Origin of the sequence: Kitasatospora sp. NPDC056446 (genome assembly GCF_042796115.1) — a bacterium.
GTDB lineage: Bacteria > Actinomycetota > Actinomycetes > Streptomycetales > Streptomycetaceae > Kitasatospora.
On record NZ_JBHTRF010000046.1, the window covers coordinates 1 to 20994 of the forward strand.

Consider the following 20994-nt stretch of genomic DNA (forward strand, 5'->3'; position numbering starts at 1 on the left):
CGCCACCGTCACTCGACGGTGGCGCCCTTCTCCGTTCCGGTCGCCTCAGATCTCGCCGCGGAGCTTCGCCAGCGCCTCGGCCAGGATCGCCTCGCCGTCGGCGTCGGTGCGCCGCTCACGGACGTAGGCGAGGTGCGTCTTGTACGGCTCGTTGCGCGACGGGGCGGGCGGGTTGTGCTCGTCCTGCCCGGCCGGGAAGCCGCAGCGCGGGCAGTCCCAGGTGTCCGGGATCGCTGCCTCGGCGGCGAAGCTGGGCCGGGTCTCGTGCTTGTTGGCGCACCAGAAGGAGATCCGGTTGCGCGGGGCGGACTCGCCGCGCTCCGCCTCGCCCATCGGGCCTGCCCCGACCCTGCTGCCACGGATGGCATTGCCACTTGCCACGGTCTGACTCCCTGCGTACTGGTGCGCCGACCCGCCGCGGTGCGCGTCGGTGGCGAAAGTCGTCCTAGTGTAAGCAGGAGTTAAGCCTCCGCCACCACTGCCTCCGCACCCGACCGTCCCAGGATAGGCGCTCGGGCGACGGGGCGTCAGGCCCGTGTCAGCTCTTGTACTTCAGCAGCATGCTGAGCACGAGGATGCTGGCGAACCAGCCCAGGCCGACCACGATGGTGATGCGGTCCAGGTTGCGCTCGGCCACCGCCGAGCCGCCGCCGGTGGACATCGCGCCGCCGCCGAACATGTCGGACAGGCCGCCGCCCTTCCCCTTGTGCAGCAGCACCAGGAGGATCATCAGCAGACTGAAGATGATCAGGGCAATAGAGAACCCGAGAACCACGACGGGACCAACTCTCTCGTATCTTCGGCGAAGGGGCCGGGCCGCGTACGGCGGTCCGGCCCCAAAGCCTACGTTGCTGCGGCGGCGTTAGCCTACTGCCTGGTCACGGTAGCGCACGATCTTGACGAACTCGTCGGCGTCCAGCGAGGCACCGCCGATCAGGCCGCCGTCGATGTCGGGCTTGGCCATCAGGCCGGCCGCGCTCGACGACTTCACCGAACCGCCGTACAGCACGCGGACCTTGACGGCCAGCTCGGCGTCGTACAGCTCGGCGATCCGCCGGCGGATGGCGGCGCAGACCTCCTGCGCGTCCTCCGGGGTGGCCACCTCGCCGGTGCCGATCGCCCAGACCGGCTCGTACGCGACGACGACGCTCTCGGCCTGGTCGGCCGGGACGTCCGCCAGCCCGCCGTCGAGCTGGGCGAGGGTGTACTCGACGTGGGTGCCGGCCTTGCGGATCTCCAGCGGCTCGCCGATGCACAGGATCGGGGTGATCCCGGCGCGGTAGGCGGCCTTCACCTTGGCGTTGACGATCTCCTCGTTCTCGCCGTGGTACTGGCGGCGCTCCGAGTGGCCGATCACCGCGTAGGTGCACTGGAGCTTGGCCAGCATCGGGCCGGAGACCTCGCCGGTGTAGGCGCCGCCGTCGTGCCGCGAGATGTCCTGCGAGCCGTACTTGATCTTCAGCTTGTCGCCGAAGACCAGGGTCTGCACCGAGCGCAGGTCGGTGAACGGCACCAGGACGGCGACCTCGACGGCCTCGTAGTCCTTGTCGGCCAGCGCGAACGCCAGCTTCTGGGTGTGCTGGATGGCCTCGAGGTGGTTGAGGTTCATCTTCCAGTTGCCCGCCATCAGCGGGAGACGGTCGGTCATGCTTTCAGCCTTCCAGGGCGGCGAGACCGGGAAGGGTCTTGCCCTCCAGGTACTCGAGGCTCGCGCCACCGCCGGTCGAGATGTGTCCAAAGGCGTTCTCGTCGAAGCCCAGGATGCGGACGGCCGCGGCGGAGTCCCCGCCACCGACCACGGTGAACGCGTCGCTGTCCAGCAGGGCCTGCGCGACGGCCTTGGTGCCGTTCGCGTAGTCCGGGTGCTCGAAGACGCCCATCGGGCCGTTCCAGAACACGGTGCCGGCGTCGACCAGCTTGGCCGCGTACAGCTCGCGGGTCTTCGGGCCGATGTCCAGGCCCTCCTGGTCGGCCGGGATCGCGTCCGCGGCGACGACCTCGAAGGCCGCCGGGGCCTTGGTCTTGAGGTCCGGGAAGTCGGACGAGACCAGGACGTCGACCGGCAGGACGAACTCGACGCCGCGCTGCTCGGCCTCGGCCAGGTAGCCGAGGACGGTCGGGATCTGGTCCTCCTGGAGCAGCGAGATGCCGACCTCGTGGCCCTTGGCCTTGAGGAAGGTGTACGCCATGCCGCCGCCGATCAGGATCCGGTCGGCCTTCTTCAGCAGGTTGTCGATCACGCCGAGCTTGTCGGAGACCTTGGCGCCGCCGAGCACCACGACGTACGGGCGGCGGACCTCCTCGGTCAGCTTCTTCAGCACGCCGACCTCGGTGGCGATCAGGTCGCCGGCGGCGTGCGGCAGCAGGCCGGGCAGGTCGTAGACCGAGGCGTGCTTGCGGTGCACGGCGCCGAAGCCGTCGCCGACGTACAGGTCGGCCAGCGCGGCGAGCTGCTCGGCGAAGGCCTTGCGCTCGGCGTCGTCCTTGCTGGTCTCACCGGCGTTGAAGCGCAGGTTCTCCAGCAGCGCGACCTCGCCGTCGCCGAGCGCGGCGACGGTGGCCCGGGCGCTGTCGCCGACGGTGTCGGCGGCGAAGGCGACGTCCTTGCCGAGGATCTCGCCGAGCCGCTTGGCCGCCGGGGCGAGCGAGAACTTCGGGTCCGGCTCGCCCTTGGGGCGGCCGAGGTGCGAGGCGACGACGACCTTCGCGCCGGCCGCCGCCAGCTTGGCGATGGTCGGGGCGACGGCGCGGATCCGGCCGTCGTCGGTGATCGTCTCGCCGTCCAGCGGCACGTTCAGGTCGGCGCGCACGAACACGCGCTTGCCCTCGACACCGGCTTCGATGAGCTCTTCGATGGTCTTCACGGGGATTCGGTTACTCCTGGGGAGATGGTCGATGCGCAGAGGCGGCACGGCGCAGGGGCCGCCTGGGAAGTCCTTGAGCGCGGAGCGAGGGCCCGGTCGGCAAGTGCGCCGTCCGGGCCCTCGCCCCTACATCACGTCAGCTCCCACCGCGTCAGAGCTGCCCACCGACGAGGGTGACCAGGTCGACGACGCGGTTCGAGTAGCCCCACTCGTTGTCGTACCAGCCGAGCACCTTGACCTGGTTGCCCTGGACCATGGTGAGCTGGCTGTCGAAGATGCAGGAGGCCGGGTCGTTGACGATGTCCGACGAGACGATCGGGTCCTCGGTGTAGGCCAGGATGCCCTTGAGCGGGCCCTCGGCGGCCTTCTGGAACGCGGCGTTGACCTCGTCCTTGGTGACCTCGCGCTCCAGGGTGACGACCAGGTCCGTGATGGAACCGGTCGGGACCGGGACGCGCAGCGAGGTGCCGTCCAGCTTGCCCTTCAGCTCCGGCAGGACCAGCGCGGTCGCCTTGGCGGCACCCGTCGAGGTCGGGATGATGTTCTGCGACGCGGCGCGGGCGCGGCGCAGGTCCTTGTGCGGGAAGTCCAGGGTCACCTGGTCGTTGGTGAACGCGTGGACCGTGGTCATCAGGCCCTTGACGATGCCGAAGCTCTCGTTCAGCACCTTCGCCATCGGCGCCACACAGTTGGTGGTGCAGGAGGCGTTGGAGATGACGTGGTGGTTGGCGGCGTCGTACTTGTCGTCGTTGACACCCAGGACGATGGTGACGTCCTCGTCGGTGGCCGGCGCCGAGATGATGACCTTCTTCGCGCCCGCGGCGAGGTGCTTCTTCGCGGCCTCGGCCTTGGTGAAGATGCCGGTGGACTCGACGACGATGTCGACGCCCAGGGCAGCCCACGGCAGGTTCGCGGGGTCACGCTCGGCGGTCACCTTGAAGGTGTGGCCGTCGACGGTGATGCTGTCGTCGGTGTGCGAGACCTCGGCCTGGAGGGTACCCAGGGTGGTGTCGTACTTGAGCAGGTGAGCCAGGGTCTTCGTGTCGGTGAGGTCGTTGACACCGACGATCTCGATGTCCGCGCCCTGGGCCTTGACCGCGCGGAAGAAGTTGCGGCCGATGCGGCCGAAGCCGTTGATGCCTACCCGGATCGTCACGAACCGATCTCCTCGTTAGGTACGCCGGGCCGGAGCCCGGCGGGGATGAGATTTGGGAAGTCCCCGACCGCCTATGACCCTACCCCTCCGGGGCCTGGGAGGGCACATCGCGCCGCTTGGTGAGACCGGGCGTGGCGTGCCCCAAACCCCATTTCAGGCCGTCCGGCCCTGGCCCGCCGGGCAGTTGGTCCCAGGTCAGTGGTCTCTACCAATTCGGGAGTGTCGCGGCTGTCCGGAAACGACCGCGGCCGGCACCCGGGAATCCGGGTACCGGCCTGTCGTGATCACTGAGCGTGAGCAGGAGGTCAGTTCATCGCCATCTCGTCGGTCAGGCTGGCCTCGGTGCTCGGCAGGCCGAGCTCGGAGGCGCGCTTGTCGGCCATCGCCAGCAGCCGGCGGATCCGGCCGGCCACCGCGTCCTTGGTCAGCGGCGGGTCCGCAAGCGCGCCCAGCTCCTCCAGCGAGGCCTGCTTGTGCTGCATCCGCAGCTGGCCGGCCGCGGCCAGGTGCTCGGGCACCTCCTCGCCGAGGATCTCCAGCGCGCGCTGCACCCGGGCGCCGGCCGCGACCGCGGCCCGGGCCGAGCGGCGCAGGTTGGCGTCGTCGAAGTTGGCGAGCCGGTTGGCGGTGGCCCGCACCTCGCGCCGCATCCGGCGCTCCTCCCAGGCGAGCACCGACTCGTGCGCGCCCAGGCGGGTCAGCAGCGCGCCGATCGCGTCGCCGTCCCGGATGACCACCCGGTCCACACCGCGGACCTCGCGGGCCTTGGCCGGGATGCCGAGCCGACGGGCCGCGCCGACCAGGGCCAGCGCCGCCTCGGAGCCGGGGCAGGTGATCTCCAGGGAGGAGGAGCGGCCCGGCTCGGTGAGCGAGCCGTGCGCCAGGAAGGCCCCGCGCCAGGCGGCCTCGGCGTCACAGGTCGCGCCGGAGACGACCGCCGGCGGCAGGCCCCGGATCGGGCGCCCTCGGCCGTCCACCAGGCCGGTCTGGCGGGCGAGCAGCTCGCCGTCCTTGACGACGCGGACCACGAAGCGGCTGCCGCGGCGCAGCCCGCCGGGGGCCATCACGACGAGGTCGGACGAGTGCCCGAAGATCTCCAGGAGGTCCTTGCGCAGCCGCCGTGCCGCCGCCCCGGTGTCCAGCTCCGCCTCGATCACGATGCGGCCGCTCACGATGTGCAGTCCGCCCGCGAACCGCAGGATCGCCGACACCTCCGCCTTGCGACAGCAGGCCCGGGTGACCGGGAGCCGGCTGATCTCGTCCTTCACCGCTGGAGTCATCGCCATGGCCCGATCCTTCCATGTGTCCGGAAAATCCGGTCGTACGCTGCCGCCAACAGCTCGGGGTCGTGTCGCGGCGTGCCGTCGGTGCGGGCCACCGAGCCGAGCACCAGGGCGGCGCCCATCCGCTCGGCGGCCTTCTCCAGACCGGCGAGGTCCGCCTGGCCGAAGGCGCCGCCGGTGACGGCCCGCTCGTCCACCAGGATCGCATCCACCGCGAGCTCGGGAGCGTGGTCGGCGATGACCTCCAGGTGGCGCTGCGGGGTGAAGCCCTCGGTCTCACCCGGCTGGGGGGCCAGGTTCAGGGTGAGCAGGCGGCGGGCGCGGGTCTCGGTGAGGGCCTTGACCAGGTCCGGCACCAGCAGGTGCGGCAGCACGCTGGTGAACCAGGAGCCGGGGCCGAGGACCACCCAGTCCGCCTCGCGGACGGCGGTGACCGCCTCCGGGACGGCCGGCGGCCCGTCCGGCAGCAGCCGGATCGACTGCACGGTGCCGGGCGTCACCGCGACGTCGGCCTGGCCCCGGACCGCCGACAGCTCGCCGGGGCGCGCGGGGTCGTGGCCGCGCACGGTCGCCTCGATGTCCAGCGGCACCGCCGACATCGGCAGCACCCGGCCCTGGACGTTGAGCAGCCGGCCGACCCAGTCCAGGGCCGCCACCGGGTCGCCCAGCTTCTCCCAGAGCGCGACGATCAGCAGGTTGCCGACCGCGTGGCCGCCGAGCTCGCCGTTGCCGGTGAAGCGCTGCTGGATCACCTCGGACCAGGTGCGGCCCCAGTCGTCGTCCCCGCACAGCGCGGCCAGCGCCTTGCGCAGGTCGCCCGGGGGCAGCACCCCCAGCTCGGTGCGCAGCCGTCCGCTGGAGCCGCCGTCGTCGGCGACGGTGACCACGGCGGTCAGGTCGCTGGTGAGGCGGCGCAGCGCGGACAGCGAGGCCGACAGGCCCTGTCCGCCGCCGAGCGCGGTGATCCGCGGGGCCGGGTTGGCCCGGGCGGGACTGCTGCGCGGACGGCTCGGCGCCGTGGGCCGGGCCGGACTGCCCGCCCGGTCACCGGTCCTGCTCTGCGACTGCCGTCCGGGCACGTATCCCGCCACACATCACCTCGCGTTCGTCGGCCCCGCCACCGGTTCCGCCGGCGGGGCCGACGAGGGAGGCGGCGGTTACTCCCGTCCCATGTCACGGTGGACGAGCACCGTCTCGACTCCGTCGGCGATGAGACGCTTGGTCAGACGCTCGGACATGGCGACGCTGCGGTGCTTGCCACCGGTGCAGCCTACGGCAAGCGTCATGTAGCGCTTCCCCTCGCGTCGGTACCCCTCGGTCACGATGCGCAGAAGCTCCGTGTAACCGTCCAGGAACTCGTTGGCGCCGGGCTGCTGGAACACGTAGTCGGCGACGTCCGCGTCGGTGCCGGTGCGGGCCCGGAGTTCGGGCACCCAGTGCGGGTTGGGCAGGAAGCGGCAGTCCACCACGAGGTCGGCGTCGACCGGCAGGCCGTACTTGAAGCCGAAGGACATCACGGTGGCGCGCAGCTCGGGCTCGTCGTGGTCGGCGAACTGGGCGTCCAGCTTGGCGCGCAGCTGGTGCACGTTGAGGTTGGAGGTGTCGATCACCAGGTCGGCCTCGCCGCGCAGGTCGCGCAGCAGGTCGCGCTCCTGGGCGATGCCGTCCACGATCCGGCCGTCGGCCTGCAGCGGGTGCGGGCGGCGGACGCTCTCGAAGCGGCGCACCAGCGCGTCGTCGGAGGAGTCCAGGAAAACGACCCGGAGCCGGACGCCGCGCTTCTCCAGCTCGTCCAGCGAGGTGAGCAGGTCGTCGAAGAACTGGCGGCCCCGGACGTCGACGACCACGCCGATCCGGGCGACGTTGCCCTGGGAGCGGGCTCCCAGGTCGACCATGGTCGGGATCAGGGCCGGCGGCAGGTTGTCCACCACGAACCAGCCGAGGTCCTCCAGGCACTTGGCGGCGGTGGAGCGGCCGGCTCCGGACATGCCGGAGATGATCACCAGCTCCGGCGCGTTCTCGGCCACGTCTGACACGGTCACTTCGGTTCCCCGCTCTCGGTCTTTCTGCTGGGGAGAACGCGCGCGGCACGGCCGCCCTTCCCCGGCCCGGGCAGGCGGGCGGGGTCGGGGCACACCGGCTGACGGGCGGCGTCGGCCGTCATGGCGTCTCCTGGGATGGTGCGGTCCGGTGTGCTGCTGCCACCGGCTCGGCGGCCTGTTGGGGCCCGTCCTCGATGATCTCGCCGGTCGCGGTGTTGACCGCGGGTGCGACGGGTGTACGGGACGACAACGCCGCCGCAACAGTCTCCGCGGTGCGGCGTCCGATGCCGGGTACCGCGCAGAGCTCGTCGACGGTGGCGGCCCTGAGCTTCTTCAGCGAGCCGAAGTGCTTGAGCAGCGCCTGGCGGCGAGTCTCGCCGAGGCCCGGGACGGAGTCCAGTTCCCCGGCGGTGAGTCGCTTGGAACGCTTGTTGCGCTGGTAGCCGATCGCGAAGCGGTGGGCCTCGTCGCGCACCCGCTGGAGCAGGTAGAGGCCCTCGCTGGAGCGCGGCAGCACGACCGGGTCGTCCTCGCCGGGCAGCCAGACCTCCTCCAGGCGCTTGGCCAGGCCGCACAGCGCGACGTCGTCGATGCCGAGTTCGTCCAGGGCGCGCTTGGCGGCGGCGACCTGGGGCTGTCCGCCGTCGACGACCAGCAGTTGGGGCGGGTAGGCGAAGCGCCTGGGGCGGCCGTCCTCGGTGCGCGGGCCGTCCTCCGACCGGTCGTCCTCGGCCGCGCCCTCCGGGACGGCCTCGGGGACGGCCCACTCGCCGGTCTGCTCGCGCTCCTGGAGGTAGCGGCGGAAGCGGCGGCTGATCACCTCGTGCATCGAGCGGACGTCGTCCTGGCCCTCGAAGCCCTTGATCTGGAAGCGCCGGTACTCGCTCTTGCGGGCCAGGCCGTCCTCGAAGACGACCATGGAGGCGACCACGTCCTCGCCCTGGAGGTGGGAGATGTCGAAGCACTCGATGCGCAGTGGGACGGAGTCCAGCTCCAGGGCCTCGGTGATCTCCTGCAGCGCGCGGCTGCGGGTGGTGAGGTCGGAGGCGCGCTTGGTCTTGTGCAGCGTGAGCGCCTGCTGGGCGTTGCGCCGCACGGTGGCCATCAGGTCCTTCTTGTCGCCGCGCTGCGGCACGCGCAGGTCGACCTGGCTGCCGCGCAGGCCGCTCAGCCACTCCCGGACCGGCTCGACCGGGTCGGGCAGGGCGGGGACGAGCACCTCGCGCGGGACGGACTCGCCGCCGCCGTAGAGCTGCTGGAGGGCGTGCTCCACCAGGCCCGCGGTGTCGACGTCCTCGACCTTGTCGGTGACCCAGCCGCGCTGGCCGCGCACCCGGCCGCCGCGGACGTGGAAGATCTGCACGGCGGCTTCGAGTTCGTCCTCGGCGAGGGCCAGCAGGTCGGCGTCGGTGGCGTCGGCGAGGACGATGGCGTTCTTCTCCATCGCGCGCTTGAGGGCGCCGATGTCGTCCCGCAGCCGGGCCGCCTTCTCGTACTCCAGCTCGGCCGCGGCCTCCTGCATCTGCTCTTCCAGCCGGCGCAGGTAGTTGCCGGTGCGCCCGGCCATGAAGTCGCAGAAGTCCTCGGCCAGCTCCCGGTGTTCGTCCGCCGAGACCTTGCCGACGCAGGGCGCGGCGCACTTGCCGATGTAGCCGAGCAGACAGGGCCGGCCGACCTGCCGGGCACGCTTGAAGACGCCGTTGGAGCAGGTGCGGACGGGGAAGACGCGCAGCAGCAGGTCGACCGTCTCGCGGATCGCCCAGGCGTGCCCGTACGGCCCGAAGTAGCGCACGCCCTTCTTGTGCGCCCCGCGCATCACCTGGACCCGCGGGTACTCCTCGTTCAGGGTGACGGCGAGTTCCGGATAGCTCTTGTCGTCGCGGTACTTGACGTTGAACCGCGGGTCGAACTCCTTGATCCAGGAGTACTCCAGCTGGAGCGCCTCGACCTCGGTGCCGACCACGGTCCACTCCACCGAGGCGGCGGTGGTGACCATGGTCGCGGTACGCGGGTGCAGGCCGGCCAGGTCCTGGAAGTAGGACGACAGGCGCGGCCGCAGGCTCTTGGCCTTGCCGACGTAGATGACCCGGCCGTGGGCGTCGCGGAACTTGTAGACACCCGGGGAGGTCGGGATCGCACCGGGCGCCGGGCGGTAGGTGCTCGGGTCAGCCATGGGTCCACCGTACCGAGTGGGGCCGGGGTCGCGGGGCGGGGATCGTCTGGGGGGACCGGGGCGGTCGGGAGGCGGTCAACTGGCTCAGCTCGGGGTCACCTTGAGGTTTCCGCCCTCGACCGTGACGGTGTAGGCGGGCAGCGGGGAGGGGGCCGGGCCGTCCTGCACGGCGCCGTCGGCGATGCCGAACCGGCTGCCGTGGCAGGGGCACTGGATCTGCGCGTTCTTCACCTGGTCCACCAGGCAGCCGGCGTGGGTGCACCGGGCGTTGAAGGCCTTGTACTGGCCGGCGGTCGGCTGGGTGACCACGATCTTCTGCTCGCGGAACACCTTGCCGCCGCCCTCCGGCACGGCCGAGGCCGGGCCGAGGTCCACCGGGCCCTTGGGGGCGCTGCCGGTGCCCGAGGAGGCGGAGCCGCAGCCGGCGACCGCCACGGTACCGCCGGCCGCCAGCACGGCCGCGGCCCCGCAGAGCAGGGTGCGGCGGGAGGCGGTGGGGCTGGTCTCGGGGGCCTCGGACATCGGTGCGCTCCTACGGGTTCTGCTGCTGCGGGGTCTGCCGCTGGGGACCACGGAAGTCTATGCCGCAGGCGCCCCACCGCTCCCTCGGATCCCACTGTTCGGTGGCCCGGGGGGCGGTGGGGCGGGCGGGCTACTTCTTCGCCGCGGCGGCCCGCTTGCGCGGTGCCGCCTTCTTCGCCGGGGCGGGCGCCGGGGCGTCCGCGAAGCCGTCCGGCAGGATGTCCCGCAGGAACTTGCCGGTGTGGCTCTCCGGGACGGCGGCGATCTGCTCGGGGGTGCCCTCGGCGACCACCGTGCCGCCGCCGGAGCCGCCCTCGGGGCCCATGTCGACGACCCAGTCGGCGGTCTTGATCACATCGAGGTTGTGCTCGATGACGATCACCGTGTTCCCCTTGTCGACCAGCCCGCTGAGCACCTTGATCAGCTTGCTGATGTCCTCGAAGTGCAGACCGGTCGTCGGCTCGTCCAGCACGTAGACCGTCCGCCCGGTGGAGCGCTTCTGCAGCTCCGAGGCGAGCTTGACGCGCTGCGCCTCGCCGCCGGAGAGCGTCGGCGCGGACTGGCCGAGCCGGACGTAGCCGAGGCCGACGTCGTTGAGCGTCCTGAGGTGCCGGGCGATCGCCGGGACGGCCTCGAAGAAGGCCAGCGCCTCCTCGATCGGCATGTCCAGCACCTCGGCGATGGACCTGCCCTTGTAGTGCACCTCCAGCGTCTCCCGGTTGTACCGGGCGCCGTGGCAGACCTCGCACGGCACGTAGACGTCCGGCAGGAAGTTCATCTCGATCTTGATGGTGCCGTCGCCCGAGCAGTTCTCGCAGCGGCCGCCCTTGACGTTGAACGAGAACCGGCCCGGCAGGTAGCCGCGGACCTTGGCCTCCTGCGTCTCCGCGAAGAGCCGGCGGACGTGGTCGAACACACCGGTGTAGGTGGCCGGGTTGGAGCGCGGGGTGCGGCCGATCGGCGACTGGTCGACGTGCACCACCTTGTCCACCTGGTCGGTGCCGGTGATCCGGGTGTGCCGGCCCGGCACGCTGCGGGCGCCGTTCAGCTCCCGGGCGAGGTGGGTGTACAGGATGTCGTTGACCAGCGTCGACTTGCCGGAGCCGGAGACGCCGGTGATCGCCGTGAAGGTGCCGAGCGGGAAGCCGACCGTGACGTCCTTGAGGTTGTGCTCGCGGGCGCCGTGGACGGTCAGCTGGCGCTTCTTGTCCCGCTCCCGGCGGGTGGCCGGGATCGGGATGAACCGCTTGCCGGAGAGGTACTGGCCGGTCAGCGACTCCTTGTTGGCCAGCAGCTGCTTCAGCGAGCCGGAGTGCACCACCTTGCCGCCGTGCTCGCCGGCGCCCGGGCCGATGTCGACCACCCAGTCCGCGGTCTTGATGGTGTCCTCGTCGTGCTCGACCACGATCAGGGTGTTGCCGATGTCGCGCAGCCGCACCAGCGTCTCGATCAGCCGGTGGTTGTCCCGCTGGTGCAGGCCGATGGACGGCTCGTCCAGCACGTACAGCACGCCGACCAGGCCGGAGCCGATCTGGGTGGCCAGCCGGATGCGCTGGGCCTCACCGCCGGACAGGGTGCCGGCCGCGCGGTCGAGCGACAGGTAGTCCAGGCCGACGTCGACCAGGAAGCGCAGCCGCTCGTTGACCTCCTTGAGGACCCGCTCGGCGATCTGCTTGTCCCGGGCGTTGAGCTTCATCGCGCCCAGGAACTCGGAGCAGTCGCTGATCGACATCGAGGAGACGTCGGCGATCGACTTGTCCTGGACGGTGACGGCGAGCACCACCGGCTTGAGCCGGGTGCCCCGGCACGTCGGGCAGGGCACCTCGCGCATGTAGCCCTCGAAGCGCTCGCGGCTGCTGTCGCTCTCCGCCTCGGTGTGCCGGCGCTGGATGAACGGGACGGCGCCCTCGAACCCGGTGCTGTACGAGCGCTCGCGGCCGAAGCGGTTGCGGTAGCGCACCTCCACCTGGTGCTTGTGCCCGTACATCAGCGCCTTCTTGGCGCGGGCGGGCAGCCCGGCCCAGGGGATGTCGGTACGGAAGCCGAGCTCCCCGGCCAGCGCGTCGATCAGCCGCTGGAAGTACTCCTTGGCGTGCCCGGCCGACCACGGGTGGATCGCGCCCTCGTCGAGCGAGCGCTCGACGTCCGGCACGACCAGCTCCGGGTCGACCTCCATCCGGTTGCCCAGGCCCGAGCAGTCCGGGCAGGCGCCGAACGGCGAGTTGAAGGAGAACGAGCGCGGCTCCAGCTCCTCGAACGACACGTCGTCGTACGGGCAGTAGAGGTGCTCGGAGTACATCCGCTCGCGCTCCGGGTCGTCCTCGGGGAGGTCGACGAAGTCGAGCACGACCATGCCGCCGGACAGCCGCAGGGCCGTCTCCACCGAGTCGGTGAGCCGCCGCTTGGCGCTCTCCTTGACGGTCAGGCGGTCGATGACCACCTCGACGGTGTGCTTCTCCTGCTTCTTGAGCTTCGGCGGCTCGGCGAGCTGGATCGTCTCGCCGTCCACCCGGGCGCGGGAGTAGCCCTTGGACTGGAGGTCGGCGAAGAGGTCGACGAACTCGCCCTTGCGCTCGCGCACCACCGGGCTGAGCACCTGGAACCGGGTGCCCTCGGCGAGCTCCAGCACCTTGTCGACGACCGCCTGCGGCGACTGCTTGGCGATCGGGCGGCCGCAGTGCGGGCAGTGCGGCTTGCCGATCCGGGCGAACAGCAGGCGCAGGTAGTCGTAGACCTCGGTGATGGTGCCGACGGTCGAACGGGGGTTCCGGTTGGTGGACTTCTGGTCGATCGAGACGGCCGGGGAGAGGCCCTCGATGAAGTCCACGTCGGGCTTGTCCATCTGCCCGAGGAACTGGCGTGCGTAGGAGGACAGCGACTCGACGTAGCGGCGCTGGCCCTCGGCGAAGATCGTGTCGAAGGCGAGCGAGGACTTGCCGGAGCCGGAGAGGCCCGTGAAGACGATGAGGGAGTCGCGGGGCAGGTCGAGCGAGACGTTCTTGAGGTTGTGCTCGCGAGCACCGCGGACGATGAGGCGGTCGGCCACTGCTTCTGGCGCCTTTCTCCGGGGCGAGAGGGCTTGCGGTGAGTTGGGGTTCTTCTTCCAGGATGCGGCAGCCAGCCTATAGCTCAGACGTTCGAATCTCGACTCTGTCCAGCGGAGACCACCCGAACGAGTGAGGATGGCCACCGGACCATCCGTACCCGCACCGTCCGCGTGCCGCGAGCCTTCCGGAAAACACCCTGCTCAGGGCCCTGATTCGGCGATAGCGTCGCCTGGTCAACGAGCGAAACCCCCCGCGGGCAACGCCCGCCCCGTAGCGAAAGCAGGTCCGATGACCGACCCGCAGTCCGCCGCCGACTCCGCCGCCGCCTGGCTCGACCAGGTCGAGGAGAGCACCCAGCGCCTGCTGCGCACCGCCGCCGGGCTGGCGCCCGAGGCCGTCGCCGAGCCCTCCGCGCTCCCCGGCTGGACCCGGGGCCACGTGCTGGCCCACCTCGCCCGCAACGCCGACTCCCTGGTCAACCTGCTCGACGGCGCCCGCACCGGCACCGACATCCCGCAGTACGCGAGCGGCGACGCCCGGGACCGGGACATCGAGCGCGACGCCCCCCGCCCGGTCCAGGCCCAGCTCGCCGACCTGCGCGACTCGCACGAGCGCTTCGCGGCAGCGGCCGCGAAGCTGCCCGCCGAGGCCTGGACGGCCGAGGTCCGGCACCGCACCGGCTACGTCTTCCCGGCCTCCGACATCCCGCACAAGCGCCTGCTGGAGCTGGAGTACCACCACGTCGACCTGGCCGCCGGGTACACCCCCGACCAGTGGCCCGAGGACTTCGCCGCCGCCCAGTTCCGCAAGCTCGCCGCGGACCTGGCCGACGAGGCCGGCCTGCCCGCCGCGCTGCTGGTCGCCGACGACTCCGGGGACCGCGCCGTGATCGGCTCCGGCGAGCCCGCCCTGACCGTCGAGGGCCCCGTCCGGGCGCTCACCGCCTGGCTCTCCGGCCGCTCCGACGGCGCCGCCCTGCGCCGCACCCCCGACACCGGCCTCCCCCCGCTTCCCCCGATGGGCTGACCGCGCGAGGATGACCCTGAACCCTGTAGCCGGAGCCGGACGAGGAGCAGTGGCATGACGTACCACGGAGCGGTCAAGGTCGGCGGACCGCCGGACGTGCGCGAGCTGGCCCACCTGATCATCACCAAGGTCGCCGTCGGTCCGTACGACAACAACGCCTACCTGCTGCGCTGCCGGGCCACCGACGAGCAGCTGCTGATCGACGCGGCCGCGGACGCCCCGGTGCTGCTGGAGACCGTCGGCGACGAGCTGGCCACCGTGGTCACCACCCACCGGCACCACGACCACTGGGGCGCCCTCACCGAGGTGGTCGCCACCACCGGCGCCCGCACCGCCGCCGGCGAGCACGACGCCGAGGGCATCGACGTCCCCACCGAGCTGCCGCTCGCGGACGGCGACACCCTGCGGGTCGGCCAGGTCGGGCTCACCGTCCGCCACCTGGTCGGACACACCCCGGGCGCGATCGTGCTGGTCTACGACGACCCCCAGGGCCACCCGCACGTCTTCACCGGCGACTGCCTCTTCCCGGGCGGCGTCGGCAACACCTGGGGCGACCCGGAGGCCTTCCGGACCCTCTTCCGGGACGTCAACGAGAAGATCTTCGACGTCCTCCCCGACGAGGCCTGGGTCTACCCCGGCCACGGCAACGACACCACCCTCGGCGCCGAACGCCCCCACCTCGACACCTGGCGCGAGCGCGGCTGGTAGTCCGCGCCCGGGGCGGGCCCGCCCCGGGTACGCCACAGGCCCCCGCGACGCAGTCGGTCGCGGGGGCCTGTGGCGCGCTACGGGCGGGGTCAGGCGTCGAGCTTCGCCTGCTCGTGCTCGGCCTCGGCGGCCTTCTTGGAGGCCCGCAGGCTGGTGAACGTGGTGACGGCCAGCACCACCACGATGAAGCCCAGCGAGAACGGGATGCCGATCTCCGGGACGTTCGCCCCGGCCTCGTGGGCAGCGTGCAGCACCAGCTTCACGCCGATGAAGCCGAGGATCACCGACAGGCCGTACGACAGGTGGACCAGCTTCTTCAGCAGGCCGCCGATCAGGAAGTACAGCTGGCGCAGGCCCATCAGGGCGAAGGCGTTGGCGGTGAAGACGATGTACGGGTCCTGGGTGAGGCCGAAGATGGCCGGGATCGAGTCCAGGGCGAACAGCACGTCCGTGGTGCCGATCGCCAGCATGACGATCAGCATCGGGGTGATCAGCCGGCGGCCGTTCTCCCGGACGAGGAGCTTGGTGCCGCGGTAGTCGTCGGTGGCCGGGAAGCGCCGCGTGATCGACTTCAGCAGGCGGTTCTCCTCGAACTCTTCCTCCTCCTCGTCGGCCCGGGCCTCCTTGACCAGCTTCCACGCCGTCCAGATCAGGAAGGCGCCGAAGATGAAGAACACCCAGGAGAACTCGGAGACCAGCGCCGCGCCGCCCGCGATGAACACCGCGCGGAGCACCAGGGCGATGATCACACCGAACATCAGCACGCGCTGCTGGTAGATCCTGGGCACCGCGAACTTGCCCATGATCAGGATGAACACGAAGAGATTGTCGACACTGAGCGACTTCTCCGTGATGTACCCGGCGAAGAACTCACCGGCCGGCTGCGCCCCGGAGTGCCACCAGAGGAACCCGCCGAAGATCAGCGCCAGCACGACCCAGACGGCCGTCCAGATCCCGGCCTCCTTGATCGAGACCTCGTGCGGCTTGCGACCACCGATGAAGAAATCGGCCACGATCAGGGCGATCAGCACACCGATCGTCGTGACCCACATGGTTACGGAAACGTCCACTACTGCTCCTCCGGCAGGTAGGCGAGACAGTCATCGTCACTGCCGGAGGTCTCTTCCGCCCGTCGGGCCGGCCGCCCCGGGGCGCCGCGATGGGCGCCCGTGATGACGGGGTCGGCTGTCGAGGAATACTCCCCTCCGCTGCCATCGAGAGTAACAGGAAGGGCAAAGGAAGGTAAAGAAGGTAAAGAACCGCCCCCGGGCTGCGCCGTCCGCGCGGCCCTGCGCCGTCCGGGCCGGTCGGCCCGTCCCGCGCGGGCCGGCTAGAGGTAGGGCTCGATCGCGGGCAGCAGGTCCTGGAAGGTACGCCCCTTCGCCGGCGCCCCGATCGCCTGCATCTCCCAGCCGCCGTCGCCGTCCCGGACCACCTTGGCCATGATCTGCCCGGTGTGCGGCCCGCCGCCCGCCAGCTCGTAGCGCGCCAGCTCCACCCCGGTGGTCTCGTCCACCAGCCGGCAGTGCGCCCGCTGCACCTCGGCGAAGGTCTGCCCGGTGTACGAGCTCACCGTGAACACCACCTGGGTGATGTGCGCCGGCACGTGCAGCAGGTCGACCAGGATCGCCTCGTCGTCCTCGGCCCCCGACCCGCCCTCCAGGTTGTCCCCGGTGTGCCGCACCGAGCCGTCGTTGCTCTCCAGGTGCTGGAAGAACACCACGTCGGACGGGGTCCGCTCGGCGTACAGCAGCGCCGAGGCGTCCAGGTCGATCGTCCTGGACCGGCTGCCGAACAGGCCCCGCTTGGGGGCCGCCTGCCAGCCGAGGCCCATCCGGACCACGGTCAGGGCGCTGCCCGGCCCCTTCTGGAGGCTGACCCGCTGCCCCTTGGCAAGGTTCACCGACACGACGTTGTCCTCTCTGCCGGCCATGCGGTCGCTGCCGCCCGGCACCCCGGTGGAACACCCCGTCGCCGTCCCCCGGCTGAGGCCCCCTCTGCTACGGCCCGTGCCCGTCCCGTGAGCGCGATGCCGCAGGCCAGCCTAGGCCCTGCGGCGCCCCCGCCCCGCCAGGGTTTCCCCGTTTGTGGCAAGGCTGAGACACCGCCGGGCTTGACCGGTGCCATTCCGGCCAAGCCCCGCCCCCGCCCCACCCGTCCCGTCAGGCCACCCCGGCCTCGCGCATCTGCCGCAGCTCCCTCTTCAGCTCCTTGACCTCGTCGCGGAGCCGGGCGGCGACCTCGAACTGGAGGTCGGCGGCGGCCGTGTGCATCCGGTCGGTCATCTCCTGGATCAGATCCGCCAGCTCGGCGGCCGGCAGGGACTTCGCGGGCTTGCGGTCCGCGCCCAGCGACGGCACCGGGGCCTTGCCCTTGCCCTGGTTGCGGTAGCCGCTGGACAGCAGCTCGTCGGTGTCCACGTCCTCCCGGGCGAGGGTGTCCAGGATGTCGCCGATCTTCTTCCGCAGCGGCTGCGGATCGATCCCGTGCTCCTTGTTGTAGGCCTGCTGCACGGCCCGGCGGCGGTTCGTCTCGTCGATCGCCTTCTCCATCGACGGGGTGATCCGGTCCGCGTACATGTGGACCTGGCCGGAGACGTTGCGGGCCGCGCGGCCGATCGTCTGGATCAGTGACGTCCCGGAGCGCAGGAAGCCCTCCTTGTCCGCGTCCAGGATCGCCACCAGCGACACCTCGGGCAGGTCCAGGCCCTCACGCAGCAGGTTGATGCCGACCAGTACGTCGTACCGGCCCGCCCGCAGCTCGCGCAGCAGCTCCACCCGGCGCAGGGTGTCCACGTCGCTGTGCAGGTACCGGACCCGGATGTCCAGGCCGAGCATGTAGTCGGTGAGGTCCTCGGCCATCTTCTTGGTCAGCGTGGTGACCAGCACGCGCTCGTCCCGCTCCACCCGCGCCCGGACCTCGTGCACCAGGTCGTCGATCTGCCCCTCGGTCGGCTTGACGATCACCTCGGGGTCGATCAGGCCGGTCGGGCGGATGATCTGCTGCACCTGGCCGTCGCCGCGCGACAGCTCGTACGGGCCCGGCGTCGCCGACAGGTACACCGTCTGGCCGATCCGCTCCAGGAACTCCTCCCACTTCAGCGGGCGGTTGTCCATCGCGGACGGCAGCCGGAAGCCGTGCTCCACCAGCGTGCGCTTGCGCGAGGCGTCGCCCTCGTACATCGCGCCGATCTGCGGGACGGTGACGTGCGACTCGTCGATGACCAGGAGGAAGTCCTCCGGGAAGTAGTCCAGCAGGGTGTTCGGCGGGGAGCCGGGCTCGCGGCCGTCGAAGTGCATCGAGTAGTTCTCGACGCCCGAGCAGGTGCCGATCTGGCGCAGCATCTCGATGTCGTAGGTGGTGCGCATCCGCAGCCGCTGGGCCTCCAGCAGCTTGCCCTGCTTCTCCATCCGGTCGAGCGTCTGCGCCAGCTCCGTCTCGATGCCGGCGACCGCGCGCTCCATGCGCTCGGGGCCCGCCACGTAGTGCGAGGCGGGGAAGACGTAGACGGACTCGTCCTGGCTGATGATCTCGCCGGTGAGCGGGTGCAGCGTGTACAGCGCCTCGATCTCGTCGCCGAACATCTCGATCCGGACGGCGAGCTCCTCGTAGACCGGGAAGATCTCGATGGTGTCGCCGCGCACCCGGAAGGTGCCGCGGCTGAAGGCCACGTCGTTGCGGGCGTACTGGATGTCCACGAAGCGGCGCAGCAGCACGTCCCGGTCGACCTCCTGGCCGACCTTGAGCTGCACCATCCGGTCCACGTACTCCTGCGGCGTGCCGAGGCCGTAGATGCAGGAGACCGAGGCGACCACGATCACGTCGCGGCGGGTGAGCAGCGAGTTCGTGGCCGAGTGCCGCAGCCGCTCGACCTCCTCGTTGATCGAGGAGTCCTTCTCGATGTAGGTGTCCGTCTGCGGGACGTACGCCTCGGGCTGGTAGTAGTCGTAGTACGAGACGAAGTACTCGACCGCGTTGTTCGGCAGCAGTTCGCGGAACTCGTTCGCCAGCTGCGCGGCCAGCGTCTTGTTCGGCGCCATCACCAGGGTGGGCCGCTGCAGCTTCTCGATCATCCAGGCCGTGGTGGCCGACTTCCCGGTGCCGGTGGCACCGAGCAGCACGACGTCCTTCTCCCCTCCCCTGATCCGCCGTTCCAGCTCGGCGATCGCCGCCGGCTGGTCACCGTTCGGCTGGAAGGGGCTGACGACCTCGAAGGGCGCCACGGACCGCTCAATACTCGTGATGGGACGCACGCCTCCACCGTACGGCCCACCACTGACAACCGGCGCCGCTTCGGTCAGGCCGCGTGCGGCTCGAACCTTATGGCGGGCTCGCGGGCCGGGTCGATGCGGACCGCGGCGTCGAAGGCGGAGGCCAGGCACTCGATCAGCAGCAGGGTCGGATCGACTCCGCTCTCCTCGATGCTTTCCAGCGTCTCCTCGTCCAGCCCGGCCCGCGCGGCCAGCTCGGCCAGCGTCCACCCGAGCGCGGAGCGGCGGGCGTACACGGCCTCGGCCAGCGCCATCCGCCGGCCGGCCGCCCGGTACTCCTCGCTCTCGCGGTGCTCCGGCGGCACGATCCAACGGGTGTGGTAGCCGCTGCTCATCGGTCCTCCTCGTCCCTGTCGTAGACCTGGTGGTCGTCGGCGGGCATGTGCTCGGCCTCGCACGTCTTCTGGGCGCGGCGGGCCCGCTCGACTTCGTCCGTCTCCCGGCTCCTAGTCTTGCGGAAGACCGTCAGCAGCACAGCCCGCCGTCCGGGAGCCAGCCAGTAGGTGATCCGCATCGGCCCGATCCGCAGTTCCCGCAGCGGCCCGCCGAGGTGGCTCGCCAGCGGGAAGGGCAGCAGCTCGCCGTCCTCGGCCAGGCGGTCGGCCGCGCGCTCGGCCGCCCGGTACTCGGCGAGCGGGCATCCGCGCAGCCAGGAACGGACCTCGGGCTCGATCTCGACGGTGTAGGCGGCCCGGGTGCCGGTCATGCGTCCCCCCTCTGCTCCGTCAGGGAGCAACGCGTGACCGGGGCCGGGGTTACGGGTTCAGGCCTTCGCGCTGTCGCGGGCGAGGGCGACGAGGCGGGAGACGGCGCGCAGGTACTTCTTGCGGTAGCCGCCGCGGAGCAGCTCGTCGGGGAAGACCCGGTCGAAGGGGAGGCCGGAGGCGGTGACGGGCAGTTCGCGGTCGTACATGCGGTCGGCGAGGACGACCAGGCGCAGCGCGGTGGACTGGTCGTCGACCTGGTGCACGCCGCGCAGGCAGACCGCGCTGACGTCGTCCAGCAGGGCGCCGTAGCGGCTGGGGTGGACGGCGGAGAGGTGGGCGAGCAGGGCGTCGAAGTCGTCCAGGGAGGCGCCGGGGGTGCGGGCGGCGGCGGCTTCGACGGCCTCGTCGGTGTACGGCGGCGGGGCGTCGGGCAGGCCGCGGTGGCGGTAGTCCTGGCCGTCGATCCGCAGCGGGCGGAAGTGCGCGGACAGGCCCTGGATCTCGCGCAGGAAGTCGGCGGCGGCGAAGCGGCCCTCGCCGAGCTTCTCCGGCAGGGTGTTCGAGGTGGCGCACAGCTTGACGCCGGCCTCGACCAGGCGGCCGAGGAGGGTGGAGACCAGCACGGTGTCGCCCGGGTCGTCCAGCTCGAACTCGTCGATGCAGAGCAGGGTGTGCCCGGAGAGGGTGCGGACGGCCTGCTGGAAGCCGAGCGCGCCGACCAGGTTGGTCAGCTCGACGAAGGTGCCGAAGGCCTTGGGGCCGGGGGCGGCGTGCCAGAGCGAGGCGAGCAGGTGGGTCTTGCCGACGCCGTAGCCGCCGTCGAGGTAGACCCCGGCGGGACCGGTGGGCGCGGGGGCGGAGCGGCGGAACCAGCCGCGCTTGGGCGCGGAACCGTTTCCTCCCGCGAGGGTGGCCGCGAACTGCTCCAGCACCTGGACGGCCTCGTACTGGCTGGGCTGGGTCGGGTCCGGGATGTACGACCCGAAGCTCACGTCGGCGAACCGGGGCGGCGGGACCATCTCGGCGACCAGCCGCTCGGCGGGCACCACGGGGCGGCGGTCGGTGAGCGCGATCGGGGAGCCGGACGCGCTCGCGGCGGCTATCGACTCGGTCGCGGTGTCGGGGCGGGAGGCTGCGGGCACATCAGTAGAGGGTACGCCTGGTCCCCGCGCCATTCGAACCGCCTCCGGCCTCC

At 71.3% G+C, this 20994-nt stretch carries 19 protein-coding genes; 2 read left to right on the forward strand and 17 right to left on the reverse strand.

The window, feature by feature from the left end:
* Window positions 1-45: 45 nt before the first annotated feature.
* The 11 genes from ACFQ6N_RS25740 to uvrA all read right to left on the reverse strand — a co-directional run bounded on the left by ACFQ6N_RS25740 (window position 46) and on the right by uvrA (window position 13086).
* On the reverse strand, window positions 46-333 hold the full coding sequence (locus ACFQ6N_RS25740; protein ID WP_045300565.1) for an RNA polymerase-binding protein RbpA: 288 nt from the start codon (window positions 331-333) through the stop codon (window positions 46-48).
* A 205-nt stretch (window positions 334-538) separates the two neighbouring features.
* Window positions 539-775, reverse strand: a complete 237-nt coding sequence (gene secG, locus ACFQ6N_RS25745; protein WP_380653459.1) for a preprotein translocase subunit SecG — start codon at window positions 773-775, stop codon at window positions 539-541.
* Window positions 776-862: 87 nt separating this feature from the next.
* Window positions 863-1648, reverse strand: a complete 786-nt coding sequence (gene tpiA / locus ACFQ6N_RS25750) for a triose-phosphate isomerase (RefSeq protein WP_380653462.1) — start codon at window positions 1646-1648, stop codon at window positions 863-865.
* Window positions 1649-1652: 4 nt separating this feature from the next.
* Window positions 1653-2864 carry a phosphoglycerate kinase gene (locus ACFQ6N_RS25755; RefSeq protein ID WP_380653465.1) on the reverse strand — a complete coding sequence of 404 codons (1212 nt, stop codon included), beginning with the start codon at window positions 2862-2864 and terminating at the stop codon, window positions 1653-1655.
* Window positions 2865-3015: 151 nt separating this feature from the next.
* Window positions 3016-4020, reverse strand: coding sequence for a type I glyceraldehyde-3-phosphate dehydrogenase (gene gap / locus ACFQ6N_RS25760; RefSeq protein WP_380653468.1), 1005 nt, complete (start codon window positions 4018-4020; stop codon window positions 3016-3018).
* A gap of 305 nt (window positions 4021-4325) precedes the next feature.
* On the reverse strand, window positions 4326-5306 hold the full coding sequence (gene whiA / locus ACFQ6N_RS25765) for a DNA-binding protein WhiA (RefSeq protein ID WP_030238424.1): 981 nt from the start codon (window positions 5304-5306) through the stop codon (window positions 4326-4328).
* Entirely contained in the window at window positions 5297-6394 is a 1098-nt protein-coding gene (gene yvcK, locus ACFQ6N_RS25770; protein WP_380653471.1) for a uridine diphosphate-N-acetylglucosamine-binding protein YvcK, read from the reverse strand. Before yvcK ends, whiA begins: the two co-directional genes overlap by 10 nt.
* A 66-nt stretch (window positions 6395-6460) precedes the next feature.
* Window positions 6461-7345, reverse strand: a complete 885-nt coding sequence (gene rapZ / locus ACFQ6N_RS25775) for an RNase adapter RapZ (RefSeq protein ID WP_229928619.1) — start codon at window positions 7343-7345, stop codon at window positions 6461-6463.
* A 118-nt stretch (window positions 7346-7463) separates the two neighbouring features.
* Window positions 7464-9518, reverse strand: coding sequence for an excinuclease ABC subunit UvrC (gene uvrC / locus ACFQ6N_RS25780; RefSeq protein WP_380653475.1), 2055 nt, complete (start codon window positions 9516-9518; stop codon window positions 7464-7466).
* A gap of 84 nt (window positions 9519-9602) precedes the next feature.
* A complete protein-coding gene (locus ACFQ6N_RS25785) occupies window positions 9603-10040 on the reverse strand; it encodes a Rieske (2Fe-2S) protein (protein ID WP_380653478.1) in 438 nt (145 codons plus the stop codon).
* 130 nt (window positions 10041-10170) lie between these two features.
* On the reverse strand, window positions 10171-13086 hold the full coding sequence (gene uvrA, locus ACFQ6N_RS25790) for an excinuclease ABC subunit UvrA (RefSeq protein WP_380653481.1): 2916 nt from the start codon (window positions 13084-13086) through the stop codon (window positions 10171-10173).
* A 289-nt stretch (window positions 13087-13375) separates the two neighbouring features.
* On the opposite strand from uvrA, the gene ACFQ6N_RS25795 reads away from it, so the two are divergent.
* A complete protein-coding gene (locus ACFQ6N_RS25795) occupies window positions 13376-14113 on the forward strand; it encodes a maleylpyruvate isomerase family mycothiol-dependent enzyme (protein WP_380653485.1) in 738 nt (245 codons plus the stop codon).
* A gap of 54 nt (window positions 14114-14167) precedes the next feature.
* Window positions 14168-14821, forward strand: coding sequence for an MBL fold metallo-hydrolase (locus tag ACFQ6N_RS25800; protein WP_380653488.1), 654 nt, complete (start codon window positions 14168-14170; stop codon window positions 14819-14821).
* Between the two features lie 89 nt (window positions 14822-14910).
* Here the strand turns inward: ACFQ6N_RS25800 and ACFQ6N_RS25805 are convergent, their stop codons facing one another.
* The 6 genes from ACFQ6N_RS25805 to zapE all read right to left on the reverse strand — a co-directional run bounded on the left by ACFQ6N_RS25805 (window position 14911) and on the right by zapE (window position 20974).
* Window positions 14911-15891, reverse strand: coding sequence for a TerC family protein (locus ACFQ6N_RS25805; RefSeq protein WP_380653491.1), 981 nt, complete (start codon window positions 15889-15891; stop codon window positions 14911-14913).
* 260 nt (window positions 15892-16151) lie between these two features.
* Window positions 16152-16730 carry a TerD family protein gene (locus tag ACFQ6N_RS25810; protein WP_380653494.1) on the reverse strand — a complete coding sequence of 193 codons (579 nt, stop codon included), beginning with the start codon at window positions 16728-16730 and terminating at the stop codon, window positions 16152-16154.
* A 253-nt stretch (window positions 16731-16983) separates the two neighbouring features.
* Entirely contained in the window at window positions 16984-19074 is a 2091-nt protein-coding gene (gene uvrB, locus ACFQ6N_RS25815) for an excinuclease ABC subunit UvrB (RefSeq protein ID WP_380653496.1), read from the reverse strand.
* 44 nt (window positions 19075-19118) lie between these two features.
* The gene (locus ACFQ6N_RS25820) at window positions 19119-19427 is read right to left on the reverse strand and encodes a helix-turn-helix domain-containing protein (RefSeq protein WP_380653499.1); all 309 of its coding nucleotides are present in this window, start codon (window positions 19425-19427) and stop codon (window positions 19119-19121) included.
* On the reverse strand, window positions 19424-19798 hold the full coding sequence (locus ACFQ6N_RS25825; RefSeq protein WP_380653502.1) for a type II toxin-antitoxin system RelE/ParE family toxin: 375 nt from the start codon (window positions 19796-19798) through the stop codon (window positions 19424-19426). The genes ACFQ6N_RS25820 and ACFQ6N_RS25825 overlap by 4 nt, the downstream gene beginning before the upstream one ends.
* A gap of 57 nt (window positions 19799-19855) precedes the next feature.
* Complete coding sequence (gene zapE / locus ACFQ6N_RS25830) at window positions 19856-20974, reverse strand: cell division protein ZapE (RefSeq protein ID WP_380653505.1); 1119 nt, start codon at window positions 20972-20974, stop codon at window positions 19856-19858.
* Window positions 20975-20994 lie beyond the last annotated feature (20 nt).